Here is a 26,404-nt window from a genome sequence, read left to right on the forward strand (position 1 = left end):
GCCAATGTTTTACTCAAACACTGTCACAAACTGCCATCTCGAGAAGGGTACTAAGCCGGTACAGCCACGATGACCTGGGCCGCACGCAGGACCCGCTCGCCTGAGCGGTATCCGGAGCGCAGCACCTGGCTGACCGTGTCCACGTCGATGTCCTCGCCTGGCTGCTGGATGAGTGCCTCGTGGATGGTGGGGTCGAATTCGACACCCGTTTCCGCGATGCGTTCCAGTCCGTACGTTTTCAACGCATTCTCCAGTTTGGTGGCGATGGCGGCGAAGGGGCCGTCTTCGAGGTCACCGTGCTGGCGGGCGGCGTCGACGTCGTCCAGCACCGGGAGCAGGGAGTTCAGGACGCCGATGACGGCCATTTCTCCTGCCACGGCGCGGTCGCGTTCGACGCGCTTGCGGTAGTTGACGTACTCAGCCTGAAGGCGCAGGAGGTCGTTGCGGAGCTCTGCTGCCTGGGCTTCAGCTGCGGCGCCGGGAGCCACCGATTCTTCAGCCGGCACCTGTACTCCGTTGAGGATTTCCTCAGCCTGGGACAGAGCGTCACCTTCCGTGGAAGTGGCGTTGCCTTCGGTGGGAGCAGCAGCTTCGCCTTCGGGGTGGCGGGCAGCCCCGGTTTCCGGGTCAACCTTGCGGTTGTCCCGAATCACCGGCTTGCGCTGCTCATTTCCTTCAGAGTGCTCTGCGTCGTTGCCGTGGTGGGGCATGGCTACTTCTTCGCTTCGTCTTCGTCGATGATTTCAGCGTCGACGATGTCTTCGTCCGCAGCGCTCTTCTCGCCGGCCGGAGCGCCTTCAGCACCGGCACCAGGAGCGTCAGCTGCGGCTGCCTGCGAGTAGATGGCTTCGCCGAGCTTGGTCTGGGAAGCCTGCAGCTTCTCGAACGCAGTCTTGACGGCGGCGTCGTCGGTGCCTTCCAGCGCGGACTTGAGGGCGTCGACGTCGGCCTTGACCTCGGTCTTGACCTCTTCCGGCAGCTTGTCGTCGTTGTCGGCGATCAGCTTGTCCACAGAGTAGGCGAGCTGCTCAGCGGAGTTGCGGGTGTCCGTAGCTTCGCGGCGGGCCTTGTCCTCTGCGGCGTGCTCCTCGGCTTCACGGACCATGCGGTCGATGTCTTCCTTGGACAGTGCAGTACCACCGGTGATGGTCATGGACTGTTCCTTGCCGGTGCCCTTGTCCTTTGCAGACACGTGGACGATGCCGTTGGCGTCAATGTCGAAGGTGACCTCGACCTGCGGGACGCCACGCGGTGCCGGAGCGATGCCGGTCAGTTCGAACGTGCCCAGCGGTTTGTTGTCGCGGGTGAATTCACGCTCGCCCTGGAAGACCTGGATGGCCACGGACGGCTGGTTGTCGTCAGCGGTGGTGAAGGTCTCGGAACGCTTGGTGGGGATAGCCGTGTTGCGCTCGATGAGGTGCGTCATGACGCCACCCTTGGTCTCGATGCCGAGGGAGAGCGGCGTGACGTCGATGAGGAGGACGTCCTTGCGCTCGCCCTTCAGGACACCGGCCTGGAGTGCGGCTCCAACGGCCACAACTTCGTCCGGGTTGACGCCCTTGTTGGGCTCCTTGCCGCCGGCGAGTTCCTTCACGAGCTCGGAGACAGCGGGCATGCGGGTGGAACCACCCACGAGGACGATGTGGTCGATGTCGGAAACCTTGATGCCTGCTTCAGCGATGACATCGTGGAACGGCTTCTTGGTGCGGTCCAGCAGGTCCTTGGTGAGGTCCTGGAACTTGGCGCGGGTCAGCTGCTCGTCCAGGTGGACCGGGCCGTCGGGGGTGACGGACAGGTACTGGAGGGAGATGTTGGTGCTGGTGGAGGAAGAGAGTTCCTTCTTGGCCTGCTCTGCAGCCTCACGCAGACGCTGGAGTGCGATCTTGTCCTTGGAGAGATCGATGCCCTTGATCTTGAGCTGGCTCAGCAGCCACTCGACCACGCGGTTGTCCCAGTCGTCGCCACCGAGTCGGTTGTCACCGGCGGTTGCGCGGACCTGGATGGTGGAGAAGTTGTCTTCGTCCTTGCCAACCTCGAGCAGGGAGACGTCGAAGGTACCGCCACCGAGGTCGAAGACCAGGATGAGTTCGTCTTCCTTGCCCTTGTCCAGACCGTATGCCAGTGCAGCCGCAGTGGGCTCGTTGACGATGCGGAGGACGTTGAGGCCTGCGATTTCACCGGCTTCCTTGGTGGACTGGCGCTCGGCGTCGTTGAAGTATGCCGGAACGGTGATCACGGCGTCGGTGACCTTTTCGCCCAAGTAGCTCTCGGCGTCGTTCTTGAGCTTCATGAGGATACGCGCGGAGATTTCCTGGGGCGTGTACTTCTTGTCATCGATGGCGACGGACCAGTCGGTGCCCATGTGGCGCTTGACGGAAGCGATGGTGCGATCGATGTTGTTGACGGCCTGGCGCTTGGCGATTTCGCCAACCAGGACTTCGCCGGACTTGGAGAACGCAACGACCGAAGGCGTGGTGCGGCCGCCTTCTGCGTTGGCGATGACGGTGGGCTCGCCACCTTCAAGGACAGAAACCACGGAGTTGGTGGTTCCGAGGTCGATACCTACTGCACGTGACATATCTTGTTTCCTTTCAATGGCCGATGTTGGAGATTGCCTCCCGGCACCGGTCCGCTGGGCGGCTGGATTATCGGGAGCCCACTCAACAATCGGCTAGTTGAGCGTTCTGCACTCAACTGTACTCAACCTCGTTTCAATGTCAATCCAAAGTTGAGTCCAGTACGCTCAACTTTGAGTTTCACGGTTGGAAGAATGCCGGAATCACGCGAATGGAAAGGCTGGTTTCGCCTACGGTGAACGGGCAGGCCGACGCGACTATCCGAGTGTTCAGCATCTGGTTTTTCGGCTTCCCGTCACGAAGTGCTCAGTAAATGCACCTATTTCGTAAAGGGCTGCAACTAAAGAGCAACCTCGTCAGGGTCCCGGCGGACCCGAGCGCAGCGCGGAAAGTAGATGAGATGGCAGAACCTCAGGAACCACGTGTCCAGGCGGCAGATCTCTGCAGGAGGCAGCCCGCGCCGTCTGACCTTGCGTTCTCACAGACGATCGCCACCGTTCTGGCGTACATCGAGCGAAACGTCAGTGTGCGGATCGTCGGGCAACCGGGCAGCGGCCGAACCACGGTCGCCCATCATGCCGCGTCAGCACTGAAGAAGTCCGGCGCAAGAGCCCACGTCATAGGCGCGGTGGCGCCGCATGGGGGCCGCCCGCACTCCTCTCCGTTGCACTTCGGATTGGATCCTCAGCATGGACTCCGCAGTGACCTCACAAGCGCCGCAAGCGTTCTGGAAACCTCTTGTAACCAAGTTTTGATAGTTGACGACATCGGCCATCTTGACGGTCAGTCGATGGCATTCCTGCAGGCAACGCGACAAAAATACGGATGCCTGCTGATTGCCACAGCGTTGGAGGGCGAACGAGTTTCAGGAGGTCAATCTGCGCTCTTCGATATAGGTACGGAAGCAATCGTCCAAATCGCGCCAATGCAGTTCGAACAAGTGCACGCGTTTCTTGAACAAATGCTGGGAGCCGCACCCGCCAACGAAACCACTACCAGGATTCTCGCCATGTCCGGCGGCTACCCGAAAGTTGCGATGCGCGTTGCCGACACTGCCCGACTAAGCGGTCTCCTTGTCCTCCGACGAGGACAATGGCACATCGCCGGCGATTCACTTTGGAACCAACACTTGCGCGGAACGGTTGAGGGGCTACTGAAGGACCTCGAACCTGAGGAGTACAGCGGTCTTCGAACGGCCGCAATTATCGGAAATGTGCCGATGGACGTACTGGAAACCGTGGTTGACAACCACATTCTTGACGAATTGGAACGGCGCGGCTTCCTCCGAACAGTCGATGGCCACAGCGTCAACCCGCAGGCTGCAATTAGTCCGCAAGTCATAGTCGATTTCTTCCGACGAGACGCCACTCTTAGGGAAATACGAGCACTCCGAGGCTCGATCGCCCCCTTGGCGCATCCGTCGCAGACAAGCAGCCTCCCCACGGGTGATCCCGGTCAGAACGTCGCAACCCCTGTGACTGAAAATTCGCAAGGGCGAACGTTCGGGACCCTTACGGAGCGGGAGACTCGTATCGCTTCCATGGCTGGTCTTCAGACCAACATTGAAATCGCAGAGCAGTTGGGAATCAGCCCCAGAACGGTCCAAAATCACATCTACAACGCTTTCCGCAAGACGGGGATGGAATCCCGACGAGCCCTCTATGTCCTGGTCGCCAACGACGGAGGGGCTCACCGAGCAAAAGGATAAGCGTCACTCCGGCGGGCGGGCGACACTGATATCCGCGTGTCCCCCGCGAATTTGGGTGGCGTCAGGTGTTTGGGTGTCGTCAGGGGACCGGCCCAAGGGCGGCTCGGGTTTGTACACCCACGCCACGAGCACCACGGAGATGATCATCAGCAGGAACCATGCAAGGAGCTTGTCGATCGAGACCGCCTGCCAGCCTTTCAACTGGTTCGGGTACAGCCACGCGTGGGACCACGTGCCGATGTTCTCGGCGAACCAAATGAACAGTGCCACCAGCAGGAAAGACACCAGGATGGGCATCCGGAAGCGCTTACGGAACACGCGGAAGTGCATAACGCAGCGGCCGTAGACGAGCACGACGGCGGCAAGCAGCACCCAGCGCGCGTCAAGGATGTAGTGGTGCGAGAAGAAATTGACGTAGATCCCGGCCGCCACGATAGCTGTGATCCATCGCCACGGATAGCGGTCGAAGTGGAGGTCAAAGAGCCGGAAGACACGAACCATGTAGGAGCCCACGGCCGCATACATGAAGCCACTGAACAGCGGAACACCACCGATCCGGAGGAAGCCCTCGGCCTCGTAGGACCACGAGCCCACGTCCGTCTTGAACAGCTCCATGACGGTCCCCACCGCATGGAACAGCAGTATCACCCGCAATTCACGCAGCGTCTCCAGCTTGAAACCGATCATCAGGATTTGGATGACGACGGCGGCGATGGTCAGGAAGTCATTTCTGGCCAGGCTGGCGTCGTGCGGGTACCAGAGGCGGACTGCGATGATTACCGCGAGCAACGCTGCACCGAACACGCAGGCCCATGCCTGTTTCAGTCCGAACACCACGAACTCGGTCAGTCGCAAGCGGAGCGGGCCCCCGCGGGCATGCTGCAGATAACGGTGCGCAAGGTCATCGATGGCTTGTTCCACCGAGGTCGAATTACGCATTGCCAGCCCTGCCACTGCTCTTGGCCGGAGTGGTCTCCAGACGGCTCAGGTAGTAGTCCCTGGGCCAGTGCCGTATCCGCTGCGGAAGCCGGGGATAGACGCGACCGAGCCACCGCATTGTCCGCTCGAAGCGGCGGTCATCACGGGGAGTCCACTCCAAGCCGAAGCCTTCGCGGAGGTGATCAGGAAGCAGGCCAGCGGTCAGGAAGCGGGCAAGGGGCATGGCCAGGCGTATGAGTGCCGGCCCACCTGCCGGATACAGCAGGTCCTCGGCTACCTTGCGGGCTTTTTCATCTGGTCGCAGCCGATCCACGTGCGCCGACCAGTATTCAGCGAAGGCCGCACGATCGGCGGGCCACATATCCGCTGGAAGCTGCAGAGCCGTCCCGATGCGCGCATAGTCGAGGTACATGCGGTCGGCGGTATCGTCGTCGAGCTGTCCGTGCACCTGCTCGTATACGGTGACGGCGGTGTCGTACAGGGTGGCCACAACCCACAGCTGAGATTCGGGGTCGAACGCGTTGTAGCCCTTTGTGGCATCATCAGGGTTCCGCCGCACCGGAGCATGGGCGCGGTTAACTGCGCGTCGAACCGCGGCAACTTGCTCGTCTGTTCCGTAAACAATCGCGTAAACGTAAGTCAGCGTGGCCCGGAGGCGATCCTGCGGCCTTTGGGCAAAGTCGCTGTGATCGGCGACGCCGTGACCAACCCTGGGATCCGCGACCTGGAGGAGGATGGCACGCCCGGCACCGGCGAGCAGTATGCCCTCCGCGCCGATGTCAGCAAGCCCTCCACCCATCTTGATACTTTATCGTCTGCAGCTGGTCACAGACCCGCTGGTCACAGCCCCGCCATGCCCTGGAGTACGAGCAGCTGATGTTCGAACAGTTCGTCGCGCGCAGCAAACGTATCGGCCCCATACTGGCCAAACACTTCGAAGCTGACAGCCCCGAACACCGACGTCCACGCCAGCACGCCCCGCGCGAGCGCGGCGTCCGGCACTGTGAGGCCCAGTTCAGTCCGGATGTTCGCCATGTCTGCTGCCAAAGCTGGTGGGATGACGACGGCGGGAGTCACCTCTGCGTTCAGCGCACCAGCCGTGTACGCGGCGTCGAAAATGCCCACCAAGCGGAGGATTACCCGCGTTCCCGGTCCCGTGGTGCGCTCCCCCGGCGCTTGATATCCGGGCACGGGACTTCCGAACAGCAGTGCGTAGCTGGCCGGTTCGCGCAGCGCCCACGCACGAACCGCCTTACCCAGGGCACGGAACTGGCTGGCAAAATCATCCTCAGGGACCGCCGCTACGGCTGCATCCACTTCGTCGCCGAGCTCGTTGTAGCAGTCGATGAGCAGGAGCGTTAGCAGCTCATCGCGGTTCTCGACGTAGCGGTAGACAGCGGACGAGACCACGCCAAGGTCCCGTGCCACGGCCCGCAGCGAGAGGGCAGCCGCGCCATGGACCGCCAAATGCTCGCGGCCCAGGCGCACAATATCGGCGATGGTTTGAGCACGTGCCCGCTCGCGGGGAGTTGGTGGCTTGGGTGTCTTCTTCAAGGTTCGATCGGCGGCGTTCACGGCTCCAGCTTGCCACAGACGAGAGCGCCGTCAACAAACGAGAGCAGCGCTCTTGACTTTAGAGAAGTTTGCGATCATTCTGGATTTTGAGAGCAGTGCTCTCGCTTTAGCCATCACATAGGAAGAGCGCCCACCATGTACGTCGTCACAGGAGCAGGTCCCGTCGGCTGGACTGTCGCGGAGCAACTCGCCGGACAGGGACACCACGTCCGCATCCTGACCCGATCCGGGAGCGGACCGGACCACCCCCTTGTTGAGCGCCTGCGCGTGGATGTCTCGGATCCCGCCCAACTCAGCCAAGCCTTCGACGCCGCCGAGGCCGTCTTCCATTGCATTCACGGATCGGCCTACCGCGCTGCTGCTTGGGCGGCCGAACTCCCCCGGGCCGAGCAAACGGTGATGGACGCAGCGGCAGCCGCGGGCACCGTCGTCGTCTTTCCCGAAAGCCTTTACTCCTACAGCGAGCCGGACCACGTAATGACCGAGGCGGGTCCGCGCGAGGCGTCGGGCGGCAAGCGCGGCGTCCGGACTGGGCTGCTGAAGGCGCGCCAGGCGCATGTGGCGGATACCGTGAGCGTGGTGGCGGGAGACTTCTTCGGTCCTCGGGTGAAGATGGCCCACGGCGGCGAGCGGATGGTGCCATTGGTTCTGGCGGGGAAAACGGTTCAGGTCATGGGGAGCGCTGACCAGCCGCACTCCTTTACCTACGTGCCCGATCTCGCAGCAGCCATGATCGCGTCAGCGCGGAATCCGAAGCTTTGGAACACCGTGCTGCACGCACCCACGGGCCCGGCCTTGACGCAGCGGGAGCTTGCCAGCACGCACGCAATGGCCGCGGGTGTGGCCATTCCAAAGATGAGCGTCCTGCCTGGCTGGGTGCTGCGAACCCTGGGCGTGTTCTCGACGGACATGCGCGAGCTTGCCGAGATGCTGTACCAGTTCGAGCGGCCGTTCATCATGGATTCATCGCGCAGCCAAGAACTCCTGGGCCTTGAGCCAACGCCCCTCCCGGAAGCCGCGGCGGCAACTGTGGCGTGGTGGCGGGATGCTGTTCCCCAGGCCAAGTAGCCGCAGCGTGCGCAGGGTCAGAGGCCGTCGTCGTAGTTCCAGTGCTCCTGCCAGCGCCAATCGATAGGTTCGCGGAGCCGCTGGTAGCGGATGTCCGTGGACAGGCGCATGGTGCCGCTGCGGTCCACGTTGTCCAACGCAGCGTGAACAATGTGCGCCGAATGGACCACGACGTCGCCAACCTCGTAGTCAGTCACAAGCCACCTTGCGTCGCGCTCTTCCGCCAAGCCGGGAAGATCCGCAGTGATTGATGCGGCCGGCATCTTCAGCGTCCCTTCCCTTTCGCCGGCCATCACCCAATGATGGCTCCCCTCCAGATACGTCAGGCCACCCCGCTCACGGGGGCAATCGCCCAGCGGAATCCACATGGAGAGCACACGATCGCTGCCTTCACGGAGATACACCAAATCGTAGTGAGCCTGGGTGGCCGTTCCTATGCCGCTGTCACCAGGCTTGGCATGTCGGATGATCTTCCGTCGATGTAAATGCACCTCGTCCGCCAGGAACCATGCAAACCAGCCAGCGATGCCCTCTGCCGTGCACAGGGCCTGGTACTCCGGTCCCGGAACGATGACGTCGAAGAGGCCGCGGCGCAATGCCTCCCGATCCACGTCTCCCGGTGCTGCTATGCCCTCACGTGGATCCGTGCCCTCCGCGTACACGTTGGCTCCGCGCAACGAGCCGAAGTAGAACTCCCTGAAATCCAGGAGCTGCCCCCTGTTCAGTTGTCCTTTCAGGTACAGGTATCCGTCCCTGCGGAGCCTCGCCCACAATGCGTCCCGGTCCCCTCGCTCGGAATCCGGCACCTGTTCCAGCTCACCCAATCGGGAATCCGATTCGTCCAGAGCATAGCCATTCGAAGTCAACATGGTTCCCACCTTGTCAGTGGCGGACAGCCAAGTGAATGGACTCCTAGTTAGAAAGACTTGGACTTTTGTCCGGCTTGTCTTGAGGCTTTGGCAAGGGCAGCATTGGCCCATGGACGATTGGTCGACGTACCGGCATCCGGCGTTCCCGCTCCGCGACCTGGGCCTCGCCTGTTTGGGCGCCGGGGAGCAACGCGGTCCGCTGCCTTCCTTCTCCGGGCGCATGCTCAGCAGTCATGCCCTGGTCATCGTGTCCGGAGGAACGGGTCATTTCACCCAGAATGGCAGGCGTTTGGCGGTGCAAGCCCCTGCGCTCATTTGGCTATTCCCCGGAGTCACCCACGGCTACGGCCCGGGATCCCAAGGGTGGAACGAACACTGGTTGCTGTTCACGGGGCCAGCGGCAAGAGCAATGGAGGAGCTGGGGTGCTTCGCGCGGAGTCACCCCTTGGTGCCTCTAAGTGGTTCCTCGGAGGTTGCCTTGAAATCGGCTCTTGGACTTTTCCCGGCCCTCCGCGCAGCTCTCTCAACGGGCGGACCGCACGGTGATCTTGACGCCTCCGTGCTCTGCCAGCGGGTGCTGATCGAAGCGGGTATGCGGCGGAGCCCGGCCCCCAGCGAACCCCGCTCAGGCGACAACAAACTACTCTCCGCACTTCGCGAGGCAGCTCACTTGCCGCTCACCTTGTCCCAGTTGGCTACCTCGCTCAACGTCTCGGTTCCCGATCTCCGGCATTCAGTGCAAACCGCCACCGGTGTAGGACCCAAGGAGCTCATCATCCAGCTTCGGATGTCGCGGGCCCAGTCACTCCTGGCTGATACAGACCTTCCCGTTCAGAGGATCGCTTCGCTGTCCGGTTACGACGACCCCGCCTATTTCAGCCGGCTCTTCACCAAGAAGACCGGGTCTTCGCCGAGCAAGTTCCGCCGGGAACACCACAGGACTGACCTGCCCGGATGACCCTGCGGAGCAGCCTGTTGGCCTTCGAACTCTAATCCGCCCGCATCAGGCAGCTCCGAACTGTCACATCACGGCAGGAACCGCAGCGAACAGCTCGCGCTCCAGCACTTCTTGCGGTCAGCACCGAACGGCGTCGCCCAAGTAAGTCGCAGCAGATGCCCTTTTGAGCGCCCAAAAGGGCATCTGCTGCGACTCAGTTGGGTTGCCTCAATCGAATGGAGTTACCCCTGTTTCCCCAGTGACTACGCGCAACAGCGGGAGTAACCTAGTCCCAGTTGCATTTCTGGTCTCCCTTCGAGTTCTGGGTTCTGCCGTGGGCTATGTGCGTTCGTCGTTGACCGACCTACTGGGGGTACTTTCCGACGCCGTCACTCCCCAGCGCGTAAGATTCGACGACGGCTCACCCGACGCCGCCGTTCCCTCACCGGATGCTCCGGTCACCGTCCATGCGGTCACGCTCAACCGTGTGGGAAGGTCCCGTCGCGACGGCCCGGTCCTGGACCTTGAGCTGCGGGTGGCGGTGGAATGCCACGGCCCCGAACAGCTGGACAACATGGAGCAACTGCTCCTGGCCGTGGAACGTCACAGCCAGTATTCGGTTGTGTCCATGGGAGAATTCCGGCCTGAGGAATACTCCGGAGCTATCCGGCAAGGACTGGGATTCCTGGTCCGCATCCCCGTCGCCCTTCGCTTCGAAGAGCCCTCCGGACCTCCTGTCCTTGAGCCACTCATTGCCAAGACCGGCGTTGCCCGCCGTATCCACGGACGGCTCGTGGATGTCCACAACAAAGGCATCCCCGACGCTTACATCCACGCCCATTCCTCCGCCACGGCAGTCGTCAGCGATGCGACCGGCCACTTCGAGGTCCTGGCCTCGGCGGATGAACTCCAGCACTTTGCCGTAGCAGTACGCGGCACGGAAAGGGAAGTTTCGGCCAGCACCAGCAGCCTGCCGGTCATCATCCGGTGGACCTGAGCACCCGCTGAAGCGGGCAGGAAAGGGAGCGCATCATGGCGAACTATCAGGCGCCAGGCGTTTATGTACAGGAGGTGCCCAGCGGCGCGCGCGCCATCGGGCAGGTCAACACCAGCATTGCAGCGTTCGTAGGCGTGGCTCCGGACGAGGACGCCTTGGTGGATGAGCTCCGTGTGCTGGACAACTGGACGCAGTTCGTGGACCAATATGTCGGCAAGGCGACAGCGGGCACACCGCTCTCCAACGCTGTTTACGGCTTCTTCTCAAACGGAGGAAGCCGTTGTTATGTAGTGAACATTGGGGCCAACGGCAGCCTCACCGGCACGGCTGCTGCGCCTACGGGACTGACGCTCTTCGAGGCCGTGGACGACATCTCCATGGTGGCTGCGCCGGGCTTTGCGGATGCCGAATCCTATGCGGCACTGGCGGCGCATGTGGAGCACCCGCTCCGCCAGGACCGCATGGCCATCATGGACACCGTCGAGAAAGTAGACGACGTCGGGGCACTCACCAGGGCCGCGACGTCGGGTGTTCCGGTGGGTGCGCGGGATTCGGACTCCGGCGAAGAAGGCACGACGGCGGATGACGGCTCGGGTGATGACGACGGCCCGGGCGACGCTGGCTCGGGTGACGCCGGCGAAGCCGAAGACGCGCCTGAGGCAACCGCAGGCACAGAAGCCAGCGACAGCACGCCGTCGTCCTCCTCCTCGGTCTCCTCAGACTCCCCCGACTGGCCGGACTCACCACGGCCCTCAGCGAGCCGCTCGGCTGATTCGGATACCGAAGCCGGCGACCAGCAGGACCTCGGCGCCCCGCAGTCCCCCGGCGGCTACACGGCCCTGTATTTCCCGTGGATCGTGATGATCGATCCCGTCTCCGGCAAAAAGGTGACGCAGCCGCCGTCGGGCCATATCGCGGGGGTGTGGGCGCGCGTTGACTCCACCCGCGGCGTCCACAAGGCGCCAGCCAACGAGCCCATCCAGGGCGCGATCGACCTCGTGCGGCGGGTCAGCCGGGGCGAGCAGGAGGTCCTGAACCCTGCCGGCGTGAACTGCATCCGGTACTTCCCGGGCGAGGGCATCCGGATTTGGGGCGCCCGGACCAAGGCTCCCGAGGCCAGTGAATACCGATACGTGAACGTGCGGCGCCTGACCAACATGATCAAGGAGTCGGTGGCGGACGGGACACGCTGGGTGGTGTTCGAGCCCAACGACCACACGCTGTGGAAGTCGATCCGGCGCGACATCGGCGCATTCCTGACCAACGTGTGGCGGGATGGCGCCCTGCTGGGGACTACTCCTCAACAAGCTTTCTTCGTGAAGTGTGACGAAGAAACCAACCCTCCAGAGGTCCGCGATGCCGGGCAAGTGGTCACGCTGATCGGGATCGCACCCGTGAAACCGGCCGAGTTCGTGATCTTCAAGCTCATGCAATCGGCGGACAACACCAGTGAGACAGAGAGCGCAGGAGCCTGACATGACAACCCCAACGCCTGCCGCCCAGCCCGGCAACGTGGTGGACCCGTACCGGGCCTACAACTTCAAACTCGTTATCCAAGGCGTGGTCCAGGGGCACTTCACCAAAGTGGAGGGCCTCGGGCTGAAGATCGACCGCATCCTCTACCGCTCCGGCGGCGAAAACAGCACAGTGCGGGTCATTCCAGGACAGGTGGAATACACGCCGGTGACTTTGAAGTACGGGCTCACGGACTCCACCGAAATGCTGCAATGGCTCTTCAAAGCAGTGGACGGCAAAGTCGAGCGGCGCAACGTCTCCATCGCCATGCTCAACGACGCCGGCTCGGTGGAAGTCCGGCGCTGGAACTTGCTCGGGGCCTGGCCATGCGACTGGTTCGGCGCACCCCTTGACGCCCTGGGCAAGGACCTCGCCATCGAATCGCTCAGCATCGCGTACGACCGCCTGGAGCTCGACGATGCCCGCGCTCCCGTCGCCTGAGTCCGGGTTTTCCTGGCGGCGTGCGGCTGCGAACCGGTTGCGGGTCGTGGCCGCGTGGCTGGATCGTGGACCGGCTCGGGGCTCGGACGCGCGTCCGGGTTCTTCCGGGGCGTCGGCTTCGGCTTCGGTTTGGGCGTCGGCTTCGGCTTCGGAGCCTGTTTCGGTGGAAAGTTCGACGGCGGTGCGCGGCCTGAACGTGGAAGGCGCACCGGAGCACTGGGTCCAGTTACTGCGCGATGCCGGGTTGGTTCCTCCCGGCGCCCCGACCAACACCCCTCCCGTTGCGAGGCCCACTCTGCGTGCCTTGGGGCGCTCTTGGCGCGCAAAGCAGGCCCCACAACACATTCCGGCAGGCGAGACTCCCCCACCCGGCAACCCTGTGACCCCTGACGCCCACACGTCAACGAGTGCCCACCCATCCACTAGCACTCTCCTACCGGGGACTTCGCTCGTTGCGGGGCCCGATATGCGCGCTACGCGGCCAACAGCGAGCGCAGAGCAAGCCCCACAACGCACGCCCTCGCTGCGCCTTCGCGCCAGTCGAACCGAAGCACCACCCGTTGCGGGGCCCGATATGCGCGCTACGCGGCCAACAGAGAGCGCAGAGCAAGCCCCACAACGCACGCCCTCGCTGCGCCTTCGCACCAGTCGAACCGAAGCACCACCCGTTGCGGGGCCCGATATGCGCGCTACGCGGCCAACAGAGAGCGCAGAGCAAGCCCCACAACGCACGCCCTCGCTGCGCCTTCGCACCACTCGAACCGAAGCACCACCCGTTGCGGGGCCCGATATGCGCGCTACGCGGCCAACAGAGAGCGCAGAGCAAGCCCCACAACACACCCCCAGCACCGCACCACCCGTTGCGGGGCCCGATATGCGCGCTTCGCGGCCAACAGAGAGCGCAGAGCAAGCCCCACAACACGCACAACACACACAACACCCAACGCACACCCCAGAACCCCAGGGCAAGCCCAGCAGAACCGAGAGCCACACCCCCGCGCCGGCCCTGAAGGGGAATTGGCCGGAACTCGCCCAGCGACCCATGCCCTCAGCAAGCACGACAAACCCAGCAACAACCCCTCTAACGGAAGCATTAGCCCGCCAAGCCCGCCTCACCGACGAACAGTTGGCGGTCTGACATGGAACGCGTCGCCTTCCTGATCGAGGACACCGGGGAACACCTTGGCTGCCTGCTGAACCCGGAAACGGTGGTGATGCAGCGCTCGGCCGGTGTGGAGCCCCGGAGAAGTGCGGGCGGCAAACTCAGCGGCAGCGGATTGGCCGATGACCCCCTGCTCTTCACGGGAGGCGGCCACACGGAGCTGAGGCTGGACCTGCTCTTCGACGTCGACCTCGCGCCGGCGTCGTTCCATGTGCAGGATGTGCGGCAAATGACCCGGCCTATTTGGGCGCTCGCAGAGAACAGCGCGGAGGTGGAGCGCCAACGGAGGCCGCCGTCGGTCCGGTTTGTGTGGGGCCGAGCGTGGAATGTGCCCGGAATCGTGACCGAAGTGGCGGAACGCTTCGACCGTTTCGCCCCGGACGGTTCACCGCTCAGGTCCTGGATGCGGATGGTCTTCGTGCGCGTGGGCCAGTCTGCCGACGAGGAAGGCGGGGAGAATTACGAGCTCGCCCAGCGCCTCCCGGCCGTGGATCTAACGGCCCCCCCCGTGGACACGCTGGCGGTCACCGGAGATGGCAGCACGGACAGGAACGCAGCAATGCCCGACGGCGGCGTGCTCCTTCCCGAGGTGCCGCCGGCGGAGCTGGGGCGACTTTCCGTAGAAGCCTTCGGGACACCACTGCTATGGAAGCTGCTCCTGGAGTACAACAACATCGACGATCCCGCGCACTTCAGCGGGCCACTTGCCGTCCCGCCGGTGGGTGAAACACCATGAGGCAAGTCCAGGGCCTTCCCGAACTCATAGTCAGCTTGGGTAGACGAAGACTGACAACCGCAGAAACAGCGGCCATCGTCTCAGTCCAGGTGCTGGGTTCTTTGGCAAGGCCAGCCCAGTGCCTCATCAGCTGGCGACCCGGTCCGGGCAGGACTGCTGCGGCGAGGGGTGGCGTGGATCCCGCGCCCGGTGATGCCCTCAGGGTGGAGCTCGGTGGCCATCGAACCCCACTCTTCGTGGGTGAGGTGACCGTGGTGGAGTTCAGCTACGGGGCCAACCTCGGACAAGAAATCCGCATCCGGGCCTATGATGCCCTGCACCGTCTGAGGAAGCGCCAATTCACCAGGCTGCACGAGGACGTGGATCTCGCAGGCTTGGCACGGAAACTTTGCGAAGGCACCGGACTGGACGTAGTGGGCGGCGGGGCGAAGCTCGGCCAGGTGTACCAGTGCGCCCGCACCGACCTGAGTCTCCTGGTGGAACAGAGCGCCCGGGTGGGCGCCTACCCTGTTGTGCATGACGGCGCCCTCAGGCTCACGGGACTAGACGGCGAGGGCGAACCTTTGGAGCTCACGCTGGGGGTATCCCTTCATTCGGCAGAGATTGAGCTCAGCCAGGAACCAGCGTATGCGGCCGCAACCATCACCGGCTGGCGTGCGGAGGACGCCTCAGTCCAACAAGCCGAAACCAGCAGCAGTGACGCCAAAGCCGGCGTCACAGCGGACCCAACCTTGTCCAGCGTGGGCGCAGGCGGCAACCTCCGGAGAGACAACGAACTGCTCGAGTCAACCGATGAGGCGAACGGATTGGCGCAGTCCGAGCTCGACGTCCGGATGGCCGGGCAGGTCACGGCGGTGTTCGTGGCCGAGGGTAATCCCCGGCTTAGGGCGGGTGGGCGCGTCAGGATCAAGGGGGTTGCGCCGTCCATTGAGGGAACGTACCTGATCGCGAGCGCCTCGCACCGTTTGGACGGCTCAGGCTATGAGACCACCCTCACCACACGCCCACCGGTCCCGGTCCCCGAGAGGCAGCCGGATGTCTTCACCTTGGGCACGGTAGTGGACGTGGATGATCCCGAGGCCCGGGGACGTGCCCGCGTGCAGCTACCGGCGTATCCCGACCTCCACACCGGGTGGGCTCCCGTGCTCATGTCAGCGGCCGGTCCTGGAAAGGGCATGGTCACCCCGCCTGCACCTGGTGACCACGTTTTGGTCCTCCTTCCTGCCACGGATCCGGCCCAGGCCATCATCCTCGGCGGCCTGTATGGCAGCGAGCAGACGCCGGACAACAACGTCAATACACCCCGCGAAAGCAGATACACATTCCGGGGTGCGGACGGCCAACAAATAATGCTCGACGGCGGTGCCCGCACCTTGAGCTTCACGGACGGACACGGCTCGTCTGTGGAGCTGGGGCCGGACAAGCTCCGCATCACCGCTGCCACGGACCTGGTGCTGGAAGCTCCGGGTAAAGCCATGAAAATCCGCGCGAAATCAGTCGACTTCGAGGAGGCCTAAGCTGTGAAGATTCTGGTCAAGGAAGCCATACTGCGGTGCGGGCACGACGGCAAAGTGGAGAACGTGCCCTCGCAGGAGTGGGTCCGCATCAAACAGTCACCCATCCTGGTGGCAACGGATCCCCAAGGCCGGAACATCAGCATGTGCCCGCATATCGGCATCAACATCAAGCCGTGCAATAAGACGTTGCCGGTCACGATGGGCTACTCAACCTTTATCAGGATCGGGGGCAAGGCCGTCTGCCTGGACACTGTGGAGGGCTTCACCGACGGCACACCTCCTGGCGCAGTTAAGTACAACGTGCGCCGGCCCGGCCAAACGTTGGTGGGGTCGGGTTCATGAAAAAGGCACTGGCATGAGCGCCGCACGCTACACCTCGATTGCTTTCGTCCATCCGGACTTCGACGCCACCGCAGGCGTCCCGGGCCTGCGCATCACGCCGGCAGGAAGGATGGCGACTGTTACGGACGCGGCCTCCATCCGCCAAGCCCTGCTCCTCTTGCTGAGCACCAGACCCGGCGAGCGGGTGAACCGCCCGACGTACGGCTGCCACTTGTTCCGCTTGGCGTTTGCTCCGGCCGACGACACCACGGCAGGCCTGGCTATCCACTACGTAGCCCGGGCCGTGGAGCAGTGGGAGCGGCGCATCACCGTCCTGTCCCTTGACGCGTCACGGTCGCCGGAGGACCCCGAAGTCCTTGAAGTCCGGTTGAAGTATCGAGTCCGCACCACGCAACGTGAGGACGAGATCGCCATTGCCCTGCCCGTGGAATCCGGAGGTGCCGCATGAGTCTTCCCGTGCCCAACCTGGATGACCGGAGCTTCGCGGACCTCGTGGCCGGTGCCCGGGAACGGATCCAGCAGATCGCCCCCGAATGGACGGACCTCTCCGTCCACGATCCCGGCATCACCATCGTCGAGGCCTTCGCATACCTTACGGACACCCTCATGTACCGGCTCAACCGCGTGCCGGACAAGCTCTACGCCGTCTACTTGAATCTCCTGGGCACGTCCCTTTACCCGCCGAGCACGGCGGAAACGATGCTGGAATTCAGTCGCTCATCCGCCACAGGCACAACCATGGATCAGGAAATCCGTATCCCCAGGGGCACACAGGTCAGCTGCCCGCCCGGCGTTCCCGGCTCACCCCAGCCACTATTTACGACGACGGCGGCAGTCACTTTGGCGCCCGGCATGACGAGTGTGATGGTCCCTGCAGCCGATGTCACCATGTATGACGCGGTACCGATTGGTACGGGGACCGGCAGGCCAGGCCAGAGCTTCGTGATCCCCAACGCACCGATCGTCTCGGGCGCGGGGCTGGCGATCGCCGTCGAAGTTCCGGCAGGGACGCGGCTGAGCAGTGGCGAGGCTGTTCTTGTAGACGGAAAGCCGTTCCGGTATTGCAAGGAAGTGGAGGCGTTCGCCGACGCAAGGCCGGGCGAGATGCCGGTGCGGATTGATCGAAGTGCCGGCGTCGCCATGTTCGCTTGGTGGGACGATGAGTCCAAGGGGCGGACGGAAACCGGGCAGGGCCCCTTGGTACCAGGGGCGGGCGCCGAGGTTCGCGCTTGGTACCGCAGCGGTGGCGGTGCGGGCGGCAACGTGGGCGCGGGTCAGCTCACGGTGTTGCGTTCCCCTGTTCCGGGTGCCAAGGTCACTAATCCTGAACCAGCTACCGGGGGCCGCGATGGCGAGTCTTTGGAGAACGCCCTTAGGCGCGCGCCCCAGGATTTCCAAGCCCGCGACCGCGCAGTCACTGTCCGGGACTACGAGGTCCTGGCACGTCGCCACGGCGGGGTGGGCCGTGCGAGGGCGTTCACGCGCAAGGACCTGTGGGCGTTTGCACGGCCGGGGGAAGTGGAAATTGTGCTGGTACCGTTCGTTCCAGGCAGCAGGGCAGGGGCGGTCAAACCGTTACGGGCAGCGGACCTTATGTCACACGCACGCGACGATGTGCGCACGGAGGTGGAACAATATCTCCGCAGGCGGTCCACGGTTGGCGCTGAGCCTGTAGTGCGCTGGGGCCTCTACAAACAAGTGCTGGTGGATGCGCGGATCGTTGTCCGTCCCGATGAGGATGCCGAGGCCGTGAAGTCCAGGATCGTGGGCCGCCTGTCTGAAGGGATCAGTCCGCTGAGCCCGGACCCCTCCAGTTATGGATCCGGTTTCGGCAAGCCACTGCGCGTCTCCAATCTGTATCGCGCTATGGAGGAGGCCGAGCCGGGCGTTCAGTATGTGGACCGGGTCAGGCTGGAAGTGGACAAAGTTCCGGACAGTGATGCCGTGTCCCTGGTACAGGCTGAAGGCCAGGACAAAACGTGGTTCGTGGCCCAGCGCGGTACGTTGTTCCGCACAACCAACGCCACCGACGGTTGGGAAGCTTGCGCGGAGTTTGAAGATGCCTCCGATGACGGTGCCGAAGAAACCGTCCGCGCCATCGCTCCCTTCCGTTCTCCCGCACCTGGCCGGGTGGGTCCAGAGCGGCATCCGGGCATGGTGGCCGTCAGCACGGTGTCCGGCACTGGTTCCCGCATTTATATCAGCGAGGACCTCGGCGAATCCTGGCGCAAAGCAGCCGAGCTGGGGTTCGTCGTCGCCGATTTGTGTTGGGTGGACCGCCAAGGCGAGCCGCTGCTGTTGCTTGCCGGCGAGCGCGGACTATACGAACTTTCCATGAGCCAAGGGGCCATTCCCGTGCAGAACGTGGTGGATACGTCGCAGCCGGATCGCGGTTTCTACGCCGTGGACGCCTTGGTTGACGTCCGCGGGCGGACCGGTGTTGTGGTAGCTGCCGAGGCGTCCGCTGGCGTCTGGCTCTCTCCCGACGCCGGTACCGCGGGCAGCTTCAAGCAGGTCAAGGCGGCCGGCGAGGACATCCGCTGCATGACCATCCAGTACGACGGCGGCGCGAGCTATGTCTGGCTCGGCCGCGCAGTGCCGGAAGGGACCGGGACGGGATGCTTGCGGCTGAAGATCGATGAGCTGGGCCGTACCGATTTCGATGACACGTTCATGGATTCGTGGGAGCAGTTCAGCACTGGCTGGACCGGGGGAAGCTGCTGGGGTGTGCACGTGATGGGCGATGCTGCCTACGCCGCTACCCAGAGCGGCGGTGTGCTCCGGCTGCAACTTGGCCAGGCGTCGGCGCAGTGGAGCGTGCCGGACGTTAACTGCGATCTGCCGCTTCGGGACCGCACCCGCTTCGAGCCGGTTCGGTCGGTATCCGGCGCGATCCTTGCCGACGGAAAGTCCCTGGTCCTCGCTGCCGGTCCCAAAGGCGTGTATCGCAGCAGGGACAACGCTGGTCAATGGGAGAGCTGCACACGGCGCATTGTGGACGACGTCGTGACGCTGCCCGACACCTGGCTTTTCTGCTCGGGTGACCACAGGATCGAGGTGGTCCATGGCAACGGCTGAGCCCAGGGGGCCATCCGAGTCCAAGCTGCTGAAGGTCCTGCCGGAGGTTTTCCAGGTGGCCGCCGATACCAGCTCTCCCCTGCAGGCCCTGCTTGCCGTGGCCGAGGACATGCATGAGCCCGTCCGGCAGGTCTTGGACCGCATCCATACCGTTCCCGATCCTGGCCGCGCGCCGTCGTCGTTGATTCCTTTTCTCTCGCGTTGGGTGGACCTGGACTGGTTGACGCTGCCCGGGCCGGAGGGCGGCGCTGGATCCGGCGTCATTCCAGGGACCGGTGCCATTCCTATTTCCCGGCAGCGGGAACTCATCGCGGCCGCCGCGCAGCTCTCTGCGCGTCGGGGCACAGTGGACGGGCTCACCCGCTTCCTGCACCTGGCCACGGGGGTGCCGGGGTTCGACGTCGAGTCCGTCCCCGGCGCCTTCCATATCCGGGTGCTGGTGCCTGCGGAAGCGGGTGGGCAGCTGGAGTTGATCCGCAGAATCGTCAAAGGCATGAAGCCCGCGCATGTGACGGATGAGGTTGAGGTGCGGGGGGATGAACGGTGACGGCGCATGAATAGGGAGAACCGCACGCCGATTCTTGTGGTGGTTGCCTGTGGAGTGATCGCGCTTTTGGTGCTGGTGTTCGGCGTCAGTTGCGGTGGCGGAAACAACGATGCGGCGCGGGACTGGCAGCGCGGTTTCGCCAATGCCGCCGCCGGCGCGCAACTCACGTCGGCAGACCTGTCCGTGCAAGGCGGTTCGTGTTCGGCGTCGGACACGCAACTGGTAGTTACCGGATCGTGTGTGTTCGATGTGAAGGAGTTCGGTGGGGGCCCGTTCCCTTTCGGGCCTCCCACCAAGCGGGCAAGGCTCGCACCACAGCAGGCAGTGGTCGTCTCGCTGTTTGTGCAGGGCACGCGGGCTGAGCAGAACTCAGGTCCAGGGAAGACCGTGGACCTGACCTTCGGAACCTCGGGCGGACAGCTGGGCATCGTGTGTCCCGGCCTGGGGACTTGTGTGTTGCTAATCCAGAAGGCTGGAGGCTGAGATGAGCTGCTGTGCACCGAAACTACAAACCGCGATCCCAGGAGTTGTTGTGCCATGACCGCCATCACCATGACGTTGAGCTCCCCGGATGTCGTCCTTAAAGAGGGGAAGGGTTCGCTGACAGCTTCCGTCACCAACGGCTCCACCACTTCCGAGCGCGTGGTGCTCGGCGCGTTCCCCGGGCAGGTGACCAATCCGCCGTCGAAAACGTACACCACCATTCCCAACCCATTGCGGACCATCGCCGCCGGGGCCACCGAACAGTACGTGGTCAATTTCGACACCGCGGGGGCTTCCGAGGGCAACTACCCCGTGAAGCTGATCGCCTACTCCGCCGACGACGCTCCGGAAGACTACGCGGACCAGGCGCACGTGGTCACCTTGACGGTTCCCGCAGCCGTACAGCCAAAGCCGACGCCGGGATTCCCCTGGTTGTGGGTCATCATCGGGGGTGTGGTGCTGCTGGCCGTTATCGGCGTAATCCTGTATTTCATGTTCAAGGACGCCAACGTTCCGGACGTGAAAACCAAGCCACAGGCTGAAGCGGTACAGATCATCACGGACGCCGGCTTCAAAGCAGCCACGAGCGAGATCGAGAGCGCCTCGCCCGAAGGTACGGTAGTCAACCAGAGTCCCGCGGGCGGTGAGAAGGTGGGCCGCGGCAGCACGGTCAACCTGGAAATTGCGGTGCCCGTAAAGGCCACCGTGCCCAGTGTCCTGGGATCACGGATTGAAACAGCCCGGAACGCCTTCCAGGCCGCACAACTTCAACTGGACTTCACCCAGGGTTCCGCGTGCCAAACCTCTCCTCCCCTTTCCCTGATGAGGTGCATTGTGGTGGGCGTCAACCCCGACGTCGGCACCAAAGTCAACGTCAATGCTCTTGTTTTGGTGCGGACTGAGTTGAGGTCCAGCATCATCCTTGATCCAGTAAACATTTGCGTGAGCAACCCCCAACTGTGCGAGGTACGGCTGAACCCATGACTATTTCGGGACCAGTTTGCCTTGCCGGGCAGCTGCCATGAAAAGATCAACCATGCGTCCGATGCAGCACTCCAGCAAACTCCAGAATGTCCGCTACGAACTCCGTGGTCCCATCCTCCAGGCGGCCAAGGCCATGGAAGCCGAGGGGCACCGCATCCTCAAGATGAACCTTGGGGACACAGCGCCGTTCGGGCTGGAAGCGCCGGAGTCCGTGGTTGTGGACATGATCCACCACATCCGCGGGGCCCAGGGGTACAGCGATTCCAAGGGTATTTTCTCCGCACGGACCGCGATCTCGCAGTACTACCAGACGCGCGGACTGATGACGATCGGCGTCGAGGATGTGTTCATCGGCAACGGCGTCAGCGAACTCATTTCCATGACCCTGCAAGCGTTCATGGAGAACGGTGACGAGATCCTCGTACCGGCTCCCGATTACCCCCTCTGGACAGCGGCGGTGACGCTCACCGGCGGCAACGCCGTGCACTACCTCTGCGATGAGGACGAGAATTGGTGGCCGGACATGTCCGACGTCGAAGCGAAGATCACCCCGCGCACACGCGGGATCGTGATTATCAACCCCAACAACCCCACGGGTGCCGTGTACCCCCGGCACATCCTTGAGCAATTCGCGGCGCTGGCGCGGAAGCATGATCTCGTCCTGTTTTCCGATGAGATTTACGAGAAGATCCGCTACGTCGACGCACCGCACATTCATACCGCCGCAGTAGCGGAAGACATCCCGGTTCTGACGTTCAGCGGACTTTCCAAGGCCTACCGCATGCCCGGCTACCGTGCAGGTTGGGTTGCCGTGACGGGACCATTGACTGCAACCGCTGCGTATCGGGAATCCTTGGAGCTGCTGGCGTCGCTGAGGCTGTGCTCCAACGTTCCCGCCCAGCACGCAATCCAAACCTGCCTGGGCGGGTACCAGAGCATCGAGGCACTGATCCGTCCCGGCGGCCGCCTGCGTGAGCAACGGGATCTGGCGTGGAAGTTGTTGACGGCAATCCCGGGCGTTTCATGCGTCCCCGCGGCTGGCGCAATGTACCTGTTCCCCCGGTTGGACCCGGAGATCTACCCGATCGAGAGCGACGAGAAGTTCGTCCTCCAGCTTCTGCAGGAACAGAAGATCCTTGTCTCGCACGGCACGGCCTTCAACTGGCCCACGCCGGACCACTTCCGCTTCGTGATCCTGCCAACCGTGGAGGACATCGAGGAGGCTGTGCGGAGGATTGAGCATTTCCTCGCCGCGTACAGGAACCGCCCGGTGGACTAAAGCGCCATCATGCCTGGGTCATCAATTGCAGCCATGCCATGGCTGCCCAGAAGATCGAGCTCCCCCGCACCGACTCTAACAAGGTCCTGAAAGCTGTCACACTTCCGTCGTCCCTGACGACAACCCTGATGTAAGGCACCACCACAGAAGGGAAACAGCATGACCCGCATCAATATCGGCCACAGCAACAAACTCGGCTACGCCGCTGTCATCGGGCTGGAAGGCTACGCCCGAAAGTCGGTCGATCCCGACTTGTACGAAATCATCAAGCTCCGCGCCTCTATCTTGAACGGCTGCGGTTTCTGCGTGGACATGCATGCCACGGACGGCAGGAAGCGCGGGATTCCTGCCCGCAAGCTGCATGCCGTGGCGGCGTGGCAGCATTCGAAGGTGTTCTTCGATGCCCGCGAGCAGGCCGTGCTGGCCTTGACCGACGCCATAACCCAGCTGGGGCCTGACACCGTTACCGACGAGATCTGGAATGCGGCCGCCACCCATTTCGACGACAGCCAGATGGGCGGATTGGTCCTTGCCATCTCCACGATCAACGTGTGGAACAGGATTGCCGTGAGCACGCAGATGGAGCCGCCGGTAGATGAGAAGAACCCGATCGTCTGAGGGGTAGCGTGGAGGGCATGAGTCTTGCGGTATCGGCCACTGCTGCGTGGCAGAGCGAACGGAATCGTTTGCTGGGAATCGCCTACCGGATGTTGGGAGATTTCGGCCATGCCGAGGACGTCGTCTCCGAGGTTGCCATCGATGCCGTCCGGCAGGAACGCAAGGCGGACGGCCACGGCGTGGAATCCTGGCCCGCGTGGCTGACCACAGTGTGCGTACGGCGCTCCGTTGACCGGGTGCGCCAGCTCGCCGCTGTGCGCGAGGATTACACCGGCCCTTGGTTGCCGGAACCGGTAGACACTTCCAGGCTTCCGGAAGAAACCGTGGCCAACCGCGAGCTGCTGTCCTTGACCTTGCTTCACTTGGCTGAGCAGCTGGCTCCGGAGGCGAGGGCTGCTCTGGTGCTCCACCGCGCTTTTGGGATGTCCGCGCCGGAAATCGCGGACATCCTGGAAAAGACCCCAACCGCCGTACGCCAAATGATCTCCAGGGCCGAGCGCCGCTTGGACATCGACCCGGACGCTCCCGCTCCCAGGACCAAGGACCGCGCGGCCTTGGAGAAGCTGGTACGAGCCATCGAGCAGGGTGACATTGACACTGTAGTGGCAATGCTCGACCGGGACGCGGTGCTATGGGCCGACGGTGGTGGCAAGGTCAAGAGTGCCATGAATCCCGTGTTCGGGGCGGAGCGGATCGGGCGGTTCTTCGCGGGCATCCTCGGCAAAGCAGCCGCTTTCGATCCAGTACAGCCCGTCCGTTCCCGGATCATCGAGGTCAACGGCGAAGCTGCCGTGTTGCTAAGGCATCAGGGCCGCTGCGACGTCCTGCTGATCGACGGCGGCCTCGACGGGAGCGTCCGGGAGCTCCGCCAGCTTGCCAACCCGGACAAGCTGACCCGGATTTCGCTGGACGGGCCGTAGGGCCGACTCAGTCCCCCGCCGAACCGCTCACGCGCAGGGCGTTGATGATTGCCGGAATCGACGCAATCAGCATGATCAGCGCCCACACGAGAGCCACCACCACAGTGATCAACGCCCAGAACTGATCCCCGATGGACACAAGTGGCCCAGGTAGGAACCCGTGGATGAGCCCGAGGATCACCTGAAGCAGCACCGAAACCACCAGCAGCACCACCAGCCCTGTGACTTTGAGGAACTTGGGCTGGCTCAGGATCAACAGCACCGCGAACACGATTTTCAGCACCAGCAAGAGACCGAGAATTGCCGCTGCCTGCCCTTCAGGAAAGCTTCCCCAGAGGGCCAGGTACGCAATGGTTCCAAACGGGGTTGCCACAAATAACCCGATCATCAGGAACAGTTTCGCCAGCGCCAACATTGCCGTGAAGAACGCGGCGATGACCCACAGCAGCGTCACGATGAACGTCGTGACCCCCTGGATCCGGCCATATGTTCGAAGATCGATGATCAGGCTGAGCCCGAGCATCACCACGGTGAACAGCAGCAAGCCATCCAGGAACGCGAGGAATCCAATGCCCGCACCTGGCGGTTCGGCGTCGGCCCGCTGGGTCTTGAGGAAGACATCCAGCGGGACGCCCAAATTGTTGGCATCGCTTGCCGAGACGGGATCGACGGCGGTCTGCCCCAGCAACAGCGACATACCCACCTCAGCCAGGACTACCAGGGCAAAGACAACGACGGCCGCAATGAAGAAGGGACGGCGCAGGGCATCAGGGTCAGGCCCGCTGCGGAACCCTTCACGAATTGACCACGCTGCGGCCATGGCTCAATTGTGGCACCGGGGGTTTCAAATACAAGCGCCCCACCATCAATGCCGCAGCACCAAGTCCGGCCGGCACCAGCAACGCCCAGCCGCTGAACAGCAGGACCACGAGCATCACGACGGCGGCGACGATCACGCCGAACCAGGCCGCGGTTCCACGGGGCAACAGGAGCACGCCTGCGGCCAGGCCAAAAGCAGTCACAGCTGTGAAGCACGCCGATGCGGCGCCGATCTGGAATTCCATGCTGAGGAGCCCTCCAGCGGCCAAGGCAAAGGAAAGCGACGTCATGGCAGCCAGCACGCCGAGGCTCACAGAGGGCACCTCCCCGGCAGCCACGCCACGCGCCAAAGGCCGCGGCAGCACGCCGTCGGACGCCAACCTGGCACCAAGCTTGCTGGCCCCCGCCACGAAAGTATTCAGTGGTCCGAACGTCAAAACGGCTGCCGCTACGGCCGTCACCGGAGCTGCAGCGGGTCCCAATCCTTTCGCCAACAGTTCGGCCACCGGGACGCTGCTACCCGCGAGTCCGGGACCGAGGACGGCGACACACGCTGCCACCAAGCCGATATAGACGACACCCACGACGACGAGCGTCAGCCAGGTGGCCCGCTTGAGGTCGCGTTCGGGGTGGCGGAACTCGCCGGCAAGATGCGTCACTGCTTCCCACCCTGCGAAACAGAAGAAAAGCAGGCTCGCTGCGCCTCCCACGGCCCAGTAACCGTTCGGGGCGAAGGGCACGAAGTTTTCTGCCTTGGCGTAGGGCGCCGCGACGGCTACGGCGAGCGCAAGCAACGCCACGAGCAGGACCATGAGGAGGAGTTGAAGTTTGCTGGAGACCCGGATCCCCACCGCGTTGCTCAGGAAACCTGCCGCCAGGATGAACCCGGCCGCGATCAGGGCTGTCTCCCGCCCACCGCCCATGGCATGCGCGATGTACTCCCCGCCGATCACCGCGGTTGCGGGCGCCCCAAACGGAATGGCGAAGTAAAAGAGGTAGCCGGCCACAACTGAGGCACGCTGCCCGAAAGCGCGGGTCACGAACGTGGCGATCCCACCGGCGTCGGGCTGCTGCCTGGACATTTCCGCAAAACTGAATGCCACAGGCGTGCAGAACACCAGCAGCAACGCCCACGCCAATAACGACGCCGGCCCGGCAACCTGGGCGGCGATAGCGGGCAGAACCAGCACCCCCGAGCCCAGAATGGCACCTACATAAATCCCGGTTGCCCTGAACAACCCAAGGCCCGTTTTGCCCGAATTACTGACAGCTCTATTCACACTTCTACTGAACA

General features: G+C 63.5%; 25 protein-coding genes. 17 read left to right on the forward strand and 8 right to left on the reverse strand.

Going from position 1 to position 26,404, the window contains the following annotated elements:
- Positions 1 to 50: 50 nt before the first annotated feature.
- Together ACZ5G6_RS20515 and dnaK are read right to left on the reverse strand one after the other, a co-directional pair.
- A complete protein-coding gene (locus tag ACZ5G6_RS20515) occupies positions 51 to 710 on the reverse strand; it encodes a nucleotide exchange factor GrpE (RefSeq protein ID WP_498687729.1) in 660 nt (219 codons plus the stop codon).
- A 2-nt stretch (positions 711 to 712) separates the two neighbouring features.
- Positions 713 to 2,578, reverse strand: coding sequence for a molecular chaperone DnaK (dnaK, locus tag ACZ5G6_RS20520; RefSeq protein ID WP_498687731.1), 1,866 nt, complete (start codon positions 2,576 to 2,578; stop codon positions 713 to 715).
- Positions 2,579 to 2,976: 398 nt separating this feature from the next.
- On the opposite strand from dnaK, the gene ACZ5G6_RS20525 reads away from it, so the two are divergent.
- The gene (locus ACZ5G6_RS20525) at positions 2,977 to 4,284 is read left to right on the forward strand and encodes a LuxR C-terminal-related transcriptional regulator (RefSeq protein ID WP_223934641.1); all 1,308 of its coding nucleotides are present in this window, start codon (positions 2,977 to 2,979) and stop codon (positions 4,282 to 4,284) included.
- Between the two features lie 3 nt (positions 4,285 to 4,287).
- Here ACZ5G6_RS20525 and ACZ5G6_RS20530 read toward each other — a convergent pair whose 3' ends face one another.
- Genes ACZ5G6_RS20530 through ACZ5G6_RS20540 form a run of 3 tightly spaced genes read right to left on the reverse strand, consistent with a single transcriptional unit; the run spans position 4,288 to position 6,798 of the window.
- Positions 4,288 to 5,223 (reverse strand): DUF817 domain-containing protein, encoded by a 936-nt coding sequence (locus tag ACZ5G6_RS20530; protein ID WP_498687733.1) that lies wholly within the window; start codon positions 5,221 to 5,223, stop codon positions 4,288 to 4,290.
- On the reverse strand, positions 5,216 to 6,022 hold the full coding sequence (locus ACZ5G6_RS20535; RefSeq protein WP_223934643.1) for an oxygenase MpaB family protein: 807 nt from the start codon (positions 6,020 to 6,022) through the stop codon (positions 5,216 to 5,218). The genes ACZ5G6_RS20530 and ACZ5G6_RS20535 overlap by 8 nt, the downstream gene beginning before the upstream one ends.
- A 41-nt stretch (positions 6,023 to 6,063) precedes the next feature.
- Positions 6,064 to 6,798, reverse strand: coding sequence for a TetR/AcrR family transcriptional regulator (locus ACZ5G6_RS20540; protein WP_223934644.1), 735 nt, complete (start codon positions 6,796 to 6,798; stop codon positions 6,064 to 6,066).
- Positions 6,799 to 6,933: 135 nt separating this feature from the next.
- On the opposite strand from ACZ5G6_RS20540, the gene ACZ5G6_RS20545 reads away from it, so the two are divergent.
- On the forward strand, positions 6,934 to 7,866 hold the full coding sequence (locus tag ACZ5G6_RS20545; protein WP_498687735.1) for an NAD-dependent epimerase/dehydratase family protein: 933 nt from the start codon (positions 6,934 to 6,936) through the stop codon (positions 7,864 to 7,866).
- Positions 7,867 to 7,883: 17 nt separating this feature from the next.
- Here ACZ5G6_RS20545 and ACZ5G6_RS20550 read toward each other — a convergent pair whose 3' ends face one another.
- On the reverse strand, positions 7,884 to 8,735 hold the full coding sequence (locus ACZ5G6_RS20550) for a phytanoyl-CoA dioxygenase family protein (protein WP_498687737.1): 852 nt from the start codon (positions 8,733 to 8,735) through the stop codon (positions 7,884 to 7,886).
- Between the two features lie 109 nt (positions 8,736 to 8,844).
- On the opposite strand from ACZ5G6_RS20550, the gene ACZ5G6_RS20555 reads away from it, so the two are divergent.
- The 15 genes from ACZ5G6_RS20555 (at position 8,845) to ACZ5G6_RS20625 (ending at position 24,291) form a co-directional block, all read left to right on the forward strand.
- Complete coding sequence (locus tag ACZ5G6_RS20555; RefSeq protein ID WP_498687739.1) at positions 8,845 to 9,693, forward strand: helix-turn-helix domain-containing protein; 849 nt, start codon at positions 8,845 to 8,847, stop codon at positions 9,691 to 9,693.
- Positions 9,694 to 10,027: 334 nt separating this feature from the next.
- Positions 10,028 to 10,669 (forward strand): hypothetical protein, encoded by a 642-nt coding sequence (locus ACZ5G6_RS20560; RefSeq protein WP_498687740.1) that lies wholly within the window; start codon positions 10,028 to 10,030, stop codon positions 10,667 to 10,669.
- 35 nt (positions 10,670 to 10,704) lie between these two features.
- Positions 10,705 to 12,144 (forward strand): phage tail sheath family protein, encoded by a 1,440-nt coding sequence (locus tag ACZ5G6_RS20565; RefSeq protein ID WP_498687742.1) that lies wholly within the window; start codon positions 10,705 to 10,707, stop codon positions 12,142 to 12,144.
- A 1-nt stretch (position 12,145) separates the two neighbouring features.
- Positions 12,146 to 12,625 (forward strand): phage tail protein, encoded by a 480-nt coding sequence (locus tag ACZ5G6_RS20570; RefSeq protein ID WP_159708998.1) that lies wholly within the window; start codon positions 12,146 to 12,148, stop codon positions 12,623 to 12,625.
- Positions 12,626 to 13,764: 1,139 nt separating this feature from the next.
- Positions 13,765 to 14,523 carry a CIS tube protein gene (locus ACZ5G6_RS20575; RefSeq protein ID WP_498687743.1) on the forward strand — a complete coding sequence of 253 codons (759 nt, stop codon included), beginning with the start codon at positions 13,765 to 13,767 and terminating at the stop codon, positions 14,521 to 14,523.
- Positions 14,520 to 16,040, forward strand: coding sequence for a phage baseplate assembly protein V (locus ACZ5G6_RS20580; RefSeq protein WP_223934652.1), 1,521 nt, complete (start codon positions 14,520 to 14,522; stop codon positions 16,038 to 16,040). The genes ACZ5G6_RS20575 and ACZ5G6_RS20580 overlap by 4 nt, the downstream gene beginning before the upstream one ends.
- A gap of 3 nt (positions 16,041 to 16,043) precedes the next feature.
- Positions 16,044 to 16,382: a hypothetical protein gene (locus ACZ5G6_RS20585; RefSeq protein ID WP_498687746.1), complete on the forward strand. Its 339-nt coding sequence runs from the start codon at positions 16,044 to 16,046 to the stop codon at positions 16,380 to 16,382.
- Positions 16,383 to 16,395: 13 nt separating this feature from the next.
- Complete coding sequence (locus ACZ5G6_RS20590) at positions 16,396 to 16,830, forward strand: GPW/gp25 family protein (protein ID WP_498687748.1); 435 nt, start codon at positions 16,396 to 16,398, stop codon at positions 16,828 to 16,830.
- Complete coding sequence (locus tag ACZ5G6_RS20595; protein ID WP_498687750.1) at positions 16,827 to 19,460, forward strand: baseplate J/gp47 family protein; 2,634 nt, start codon at positions 16,827 to 16,829, stop codon at positions 19,458 to 19,460. The genes ACZ5G6_RS20590 and ACZ5G6_RS20595 overlap by 4 nt, the downstream gene beginning before the upstream one ends.
- Entirely contained in the window at positions 19,447 to 20,007 is a 561-nt protein-coding gene (locus ACZ5G6_RS20600) for a hypothetical protein (RefSeq protein ID WP_498687751.1), read from the forward strand. The genes ACZ5G6_RS20595 and ACZ5G6_RS20600 overlap by 14 nt, the downstream gene beginning before the upstream one ends.
- A 6-nt stretch (positions 20,008 to 20,013) precedes the next feature.
- Positions 20,014 to 20,490, forward strand: coding sequence for a hypothetical protein (locus ACZ5G6_RS20605; protein ID WP_498687753.1), 477 nt, complete (start codon positions 20,014 to 20,016; stop codon positions 20,488 to 20,490).
- A 54-nt stretch (positions 20,491 to 20,544) separates the two neighbouring features.
- A complete protein-coding gene (locus ACZ5G6_RS20610) occupies positions 20,545 to 21,474 on the forward strand; it encodes a PASTA domain-containing protein (protein ID WP_498687755.1) in 930 nt (309 codons plus the stop codon).
- A gap of 52 nt (positions 21,475 to 21,526) precedes the next feature.
- Positions 21,527 to 22,753, forward strand: a complete 1,227-nt coding sequence (locus ACZ5G6_RS20615; protein WP_498691971.1) for a pyridoxal phosphate-dependent aminotransferase — start codon at positions 21,527 to 21,529, stop codon at positions 22,751 to 22,753.
- A gap of 159 nt (positions 22,754 to 22,912) precedes the next feature.
- A complete protein-coding gene (locus ACZ5G6_RS20620) occupies positions 22,913 to 23,371 on the forward strand; it encodes a carboxymuconolactone decarboxylase family protein (RefSeq protein WP_498687757.1) in 459 nt (152 codons plus the stop codon).
- A gap of 17 nt (positions 23,372 to 23,388) precedes the next feature.
- Entirely contained in the window at positions 23,389 to 24,291 is a 903-nt protein-coding gene (locus ACZ5G6_RS20625; protein ID WP_498687758.1) for a sigma-70 family RNA polymerase sigma factor, read from the forward strand.
- 7 nt (positions 24,292 to 24,298) lie between these two features.
- Here the strand turns inward: ACZ5G6_RS20625 and ACZ5G6_RS20630 are convergent, their stop codons facing one another.
- Both ACZ5G6_RS20630 and ACZ5G6_RS20635 read right to left on the reverse strand, forming a co-directional pair.
- A complete protein-coding gene (locus tag ACZ5G6_RS20630; protein WP_498687760.1) occupies positions 24,299 to 25,111 on the reverse strand; it encodes a hypothetical protein in 813 nt (270 codons plus the stop codon).
- On the reverse strand, positions 25,086 to 26,390 hold the full coding sequence (locus ACZ5G6_RS20635) for an APC family permease (protein WP_498687761.1): 1,305 nt from the start codon (positions 26,388 to 26,390) through the stop codon (positions 25,086 to 25,088). Before ACZ5G6_RS20635 ends, ACZ5G6_RS20630 begins: the two co-directional genes overlap by 26 nt.
- Positions 26,391 to 26,404 lie beyond the last annotated feature (14 nt).

Source organism: Arthrobacter sp. TmtSoilC51 (genome assembly GCF_055388015.1).

What these genes read in the sequence shown, in the direction of transcription:
- ACZ5G6_RS20630 (WP_498687760.1), bottom strand. Translation starts at nt 25,111, where the DNA reads ATGGCCGCAGCGTGGTCAATTCGTGAAGGGTTCCGCAGCGGGCCTGAC.
- ACZ5G6_RS20570 (WP_159708998.1), top strand. Translation starts at nt 12,146, where the DNA reads ATGACAACCCCAACGCCTGCCGCCCAGCCCGGCAACGTGGTGGACCCG.
- ACZ5G6_RS20620 (WP_498687757.1), top strand. Translation starts at nt 22,913, where the DNA reads ATGACCCGCATCAATATCGGCCACAGCAACAAACTCGGCTACGCCGCT.
- ACZ5G6_RS20515 (WP_498687729.1), bottom strand. Translation starts at nt 710, where the DNA reads ATGCCCCACCACGGCAACGACGCAGAGCACTCTGAAGGAAATGAGCAG.
- ACZ5G6_RS20555 (WP_498687739.1), top strand. Translation starts at nt 8,845, where the DNA reads ATGGACGATTGGTCGACGTACCGGCATCCGGCGTTCCCGCTCCGCGAC.
- dnaK (WP_498687731.1), bottom strand. Translation starts at nt 2,578, where the DNA reads ATGTCACGTGCAGTAGGTATCGACCTCGGAACCACCAACTCCGTGGTT.
- ACZ5G6_RS20550 (WP_498687737.1), bottom strand. Translation starts at nt 8,735, where the DNA reads ATGTTGACTTCGAATGGCTATGCTCTGGACGAATCGGATTCCCGATTG.
- ACZ5G6_RS20565 (WP_498687742.1), top strand. Translation starts at nt 10,705, where the DNA reads ATGGCGAACTATCAGGCGCCAGGCGTTTATGTACAGGAGGTGCCCAGC.
- ACZ5G6_RS20525 (WP_223934641.1), top strand. Translation starts at nt 2,977, where the DNA reads ATGGCAGAACCTCAGGAACCACGTGTCCAGGCGGCAGATCTCTGCAGG.
- ACZ5G6_RS20610 (WP_498687755.1), top strand. Translation starts at nt 20,545, where the DNA reads ATGACCGCCATCACCATGACGTTGAGCTCCCCGGATGTCGTCCTTAAA.
- ACZ5G6_RS20580 (WP_223934652.1), top strand. Translation starts at nt 14,520, where the DNA reads ATGAGGCAAGTCCAGGGCCTTCCCGAACTCATAGTCAGCTTGGGTAGA.
- ACZ5G6_RS20600 (WP_498687751.1), top strand. Translation starts at nt 19,447, where the DNA reads ATGGCAACGGCTGAGCCCAGGGGGCCATCCGAGTCCAAGCTGCTGAAG.
- ACZ5G6_RS20595 (WP_498687750.1), top strand. Translation starts at nt 16,827, where the DNA reads ATGAGTCTTCCCGTGCCCAACCTGGATGACCGGAGCTTCGCGGACCTC.
- ACZ5G6_RS20545 (WP_498687735.1), top strand. Translation starts at nt 6,934, where the DNA reads ATGTACGTCGTCACAGGAGCAGGTCCCGTCGGCTGGACTGTCGCGGAG.
- ACZ5G6_RS20535 (WP_223934643.1), bottom strand. Translation starts at nt 6,022, where the DNA reads ATGGGTGGAGGGCTTGCTGACATCGGCGCGGAGGGCATACTGCTCGCC.
- ACZ5G6_RS20590 (WP_498687748.1), top strand. Translation starts at nt 16,396, where the DNA reads ATGAGCGCCGCACGCTACACCTCGATTGCTTTCGTCCATCCGGACTTC.
- ACZ5G6_RS20615 (WP_498691971.1), top strand. Translation starts at nt 21,527, where the DNA reads ATGCGTCCGATGCAGCACTCCAGCAAACTCCAGAATGTCCGCTACGAA.
- ACZ5G6_RS20575 (WP_498687743.1), top strand. Translation starts at nt 13,765, where the DNA reads ATGGAACGCGTCGCCTTCCTGATCGAGGACACCGGGGAACACCTTGGC.
- ACZ5G6_RS20605 (WP_498687753.1), top strand. Translation starts at nt 20,014, where the DNA reads ATGAATAGGGAGAACCGCACGCCGATTCTTGTGGTGGTTGCCTGTGGA.
- ACZ5G6_RS20530 (WP_498687733.1), bottom strand. Translation starts at nt 5,223, where the DNA reads ATGCGTAATTCGACCTCGGTGGAACAAGCCATCGATGACCTTGCGCAC.
- ACZ5G6_RS20625 (WP_498687758.1), top strand. Translation starts at nt 23,389, where the DNA reads ATGAGTCTTGCGGTATCGGCCACTGCTGCGTGGCAGAGCGAACGGAAT.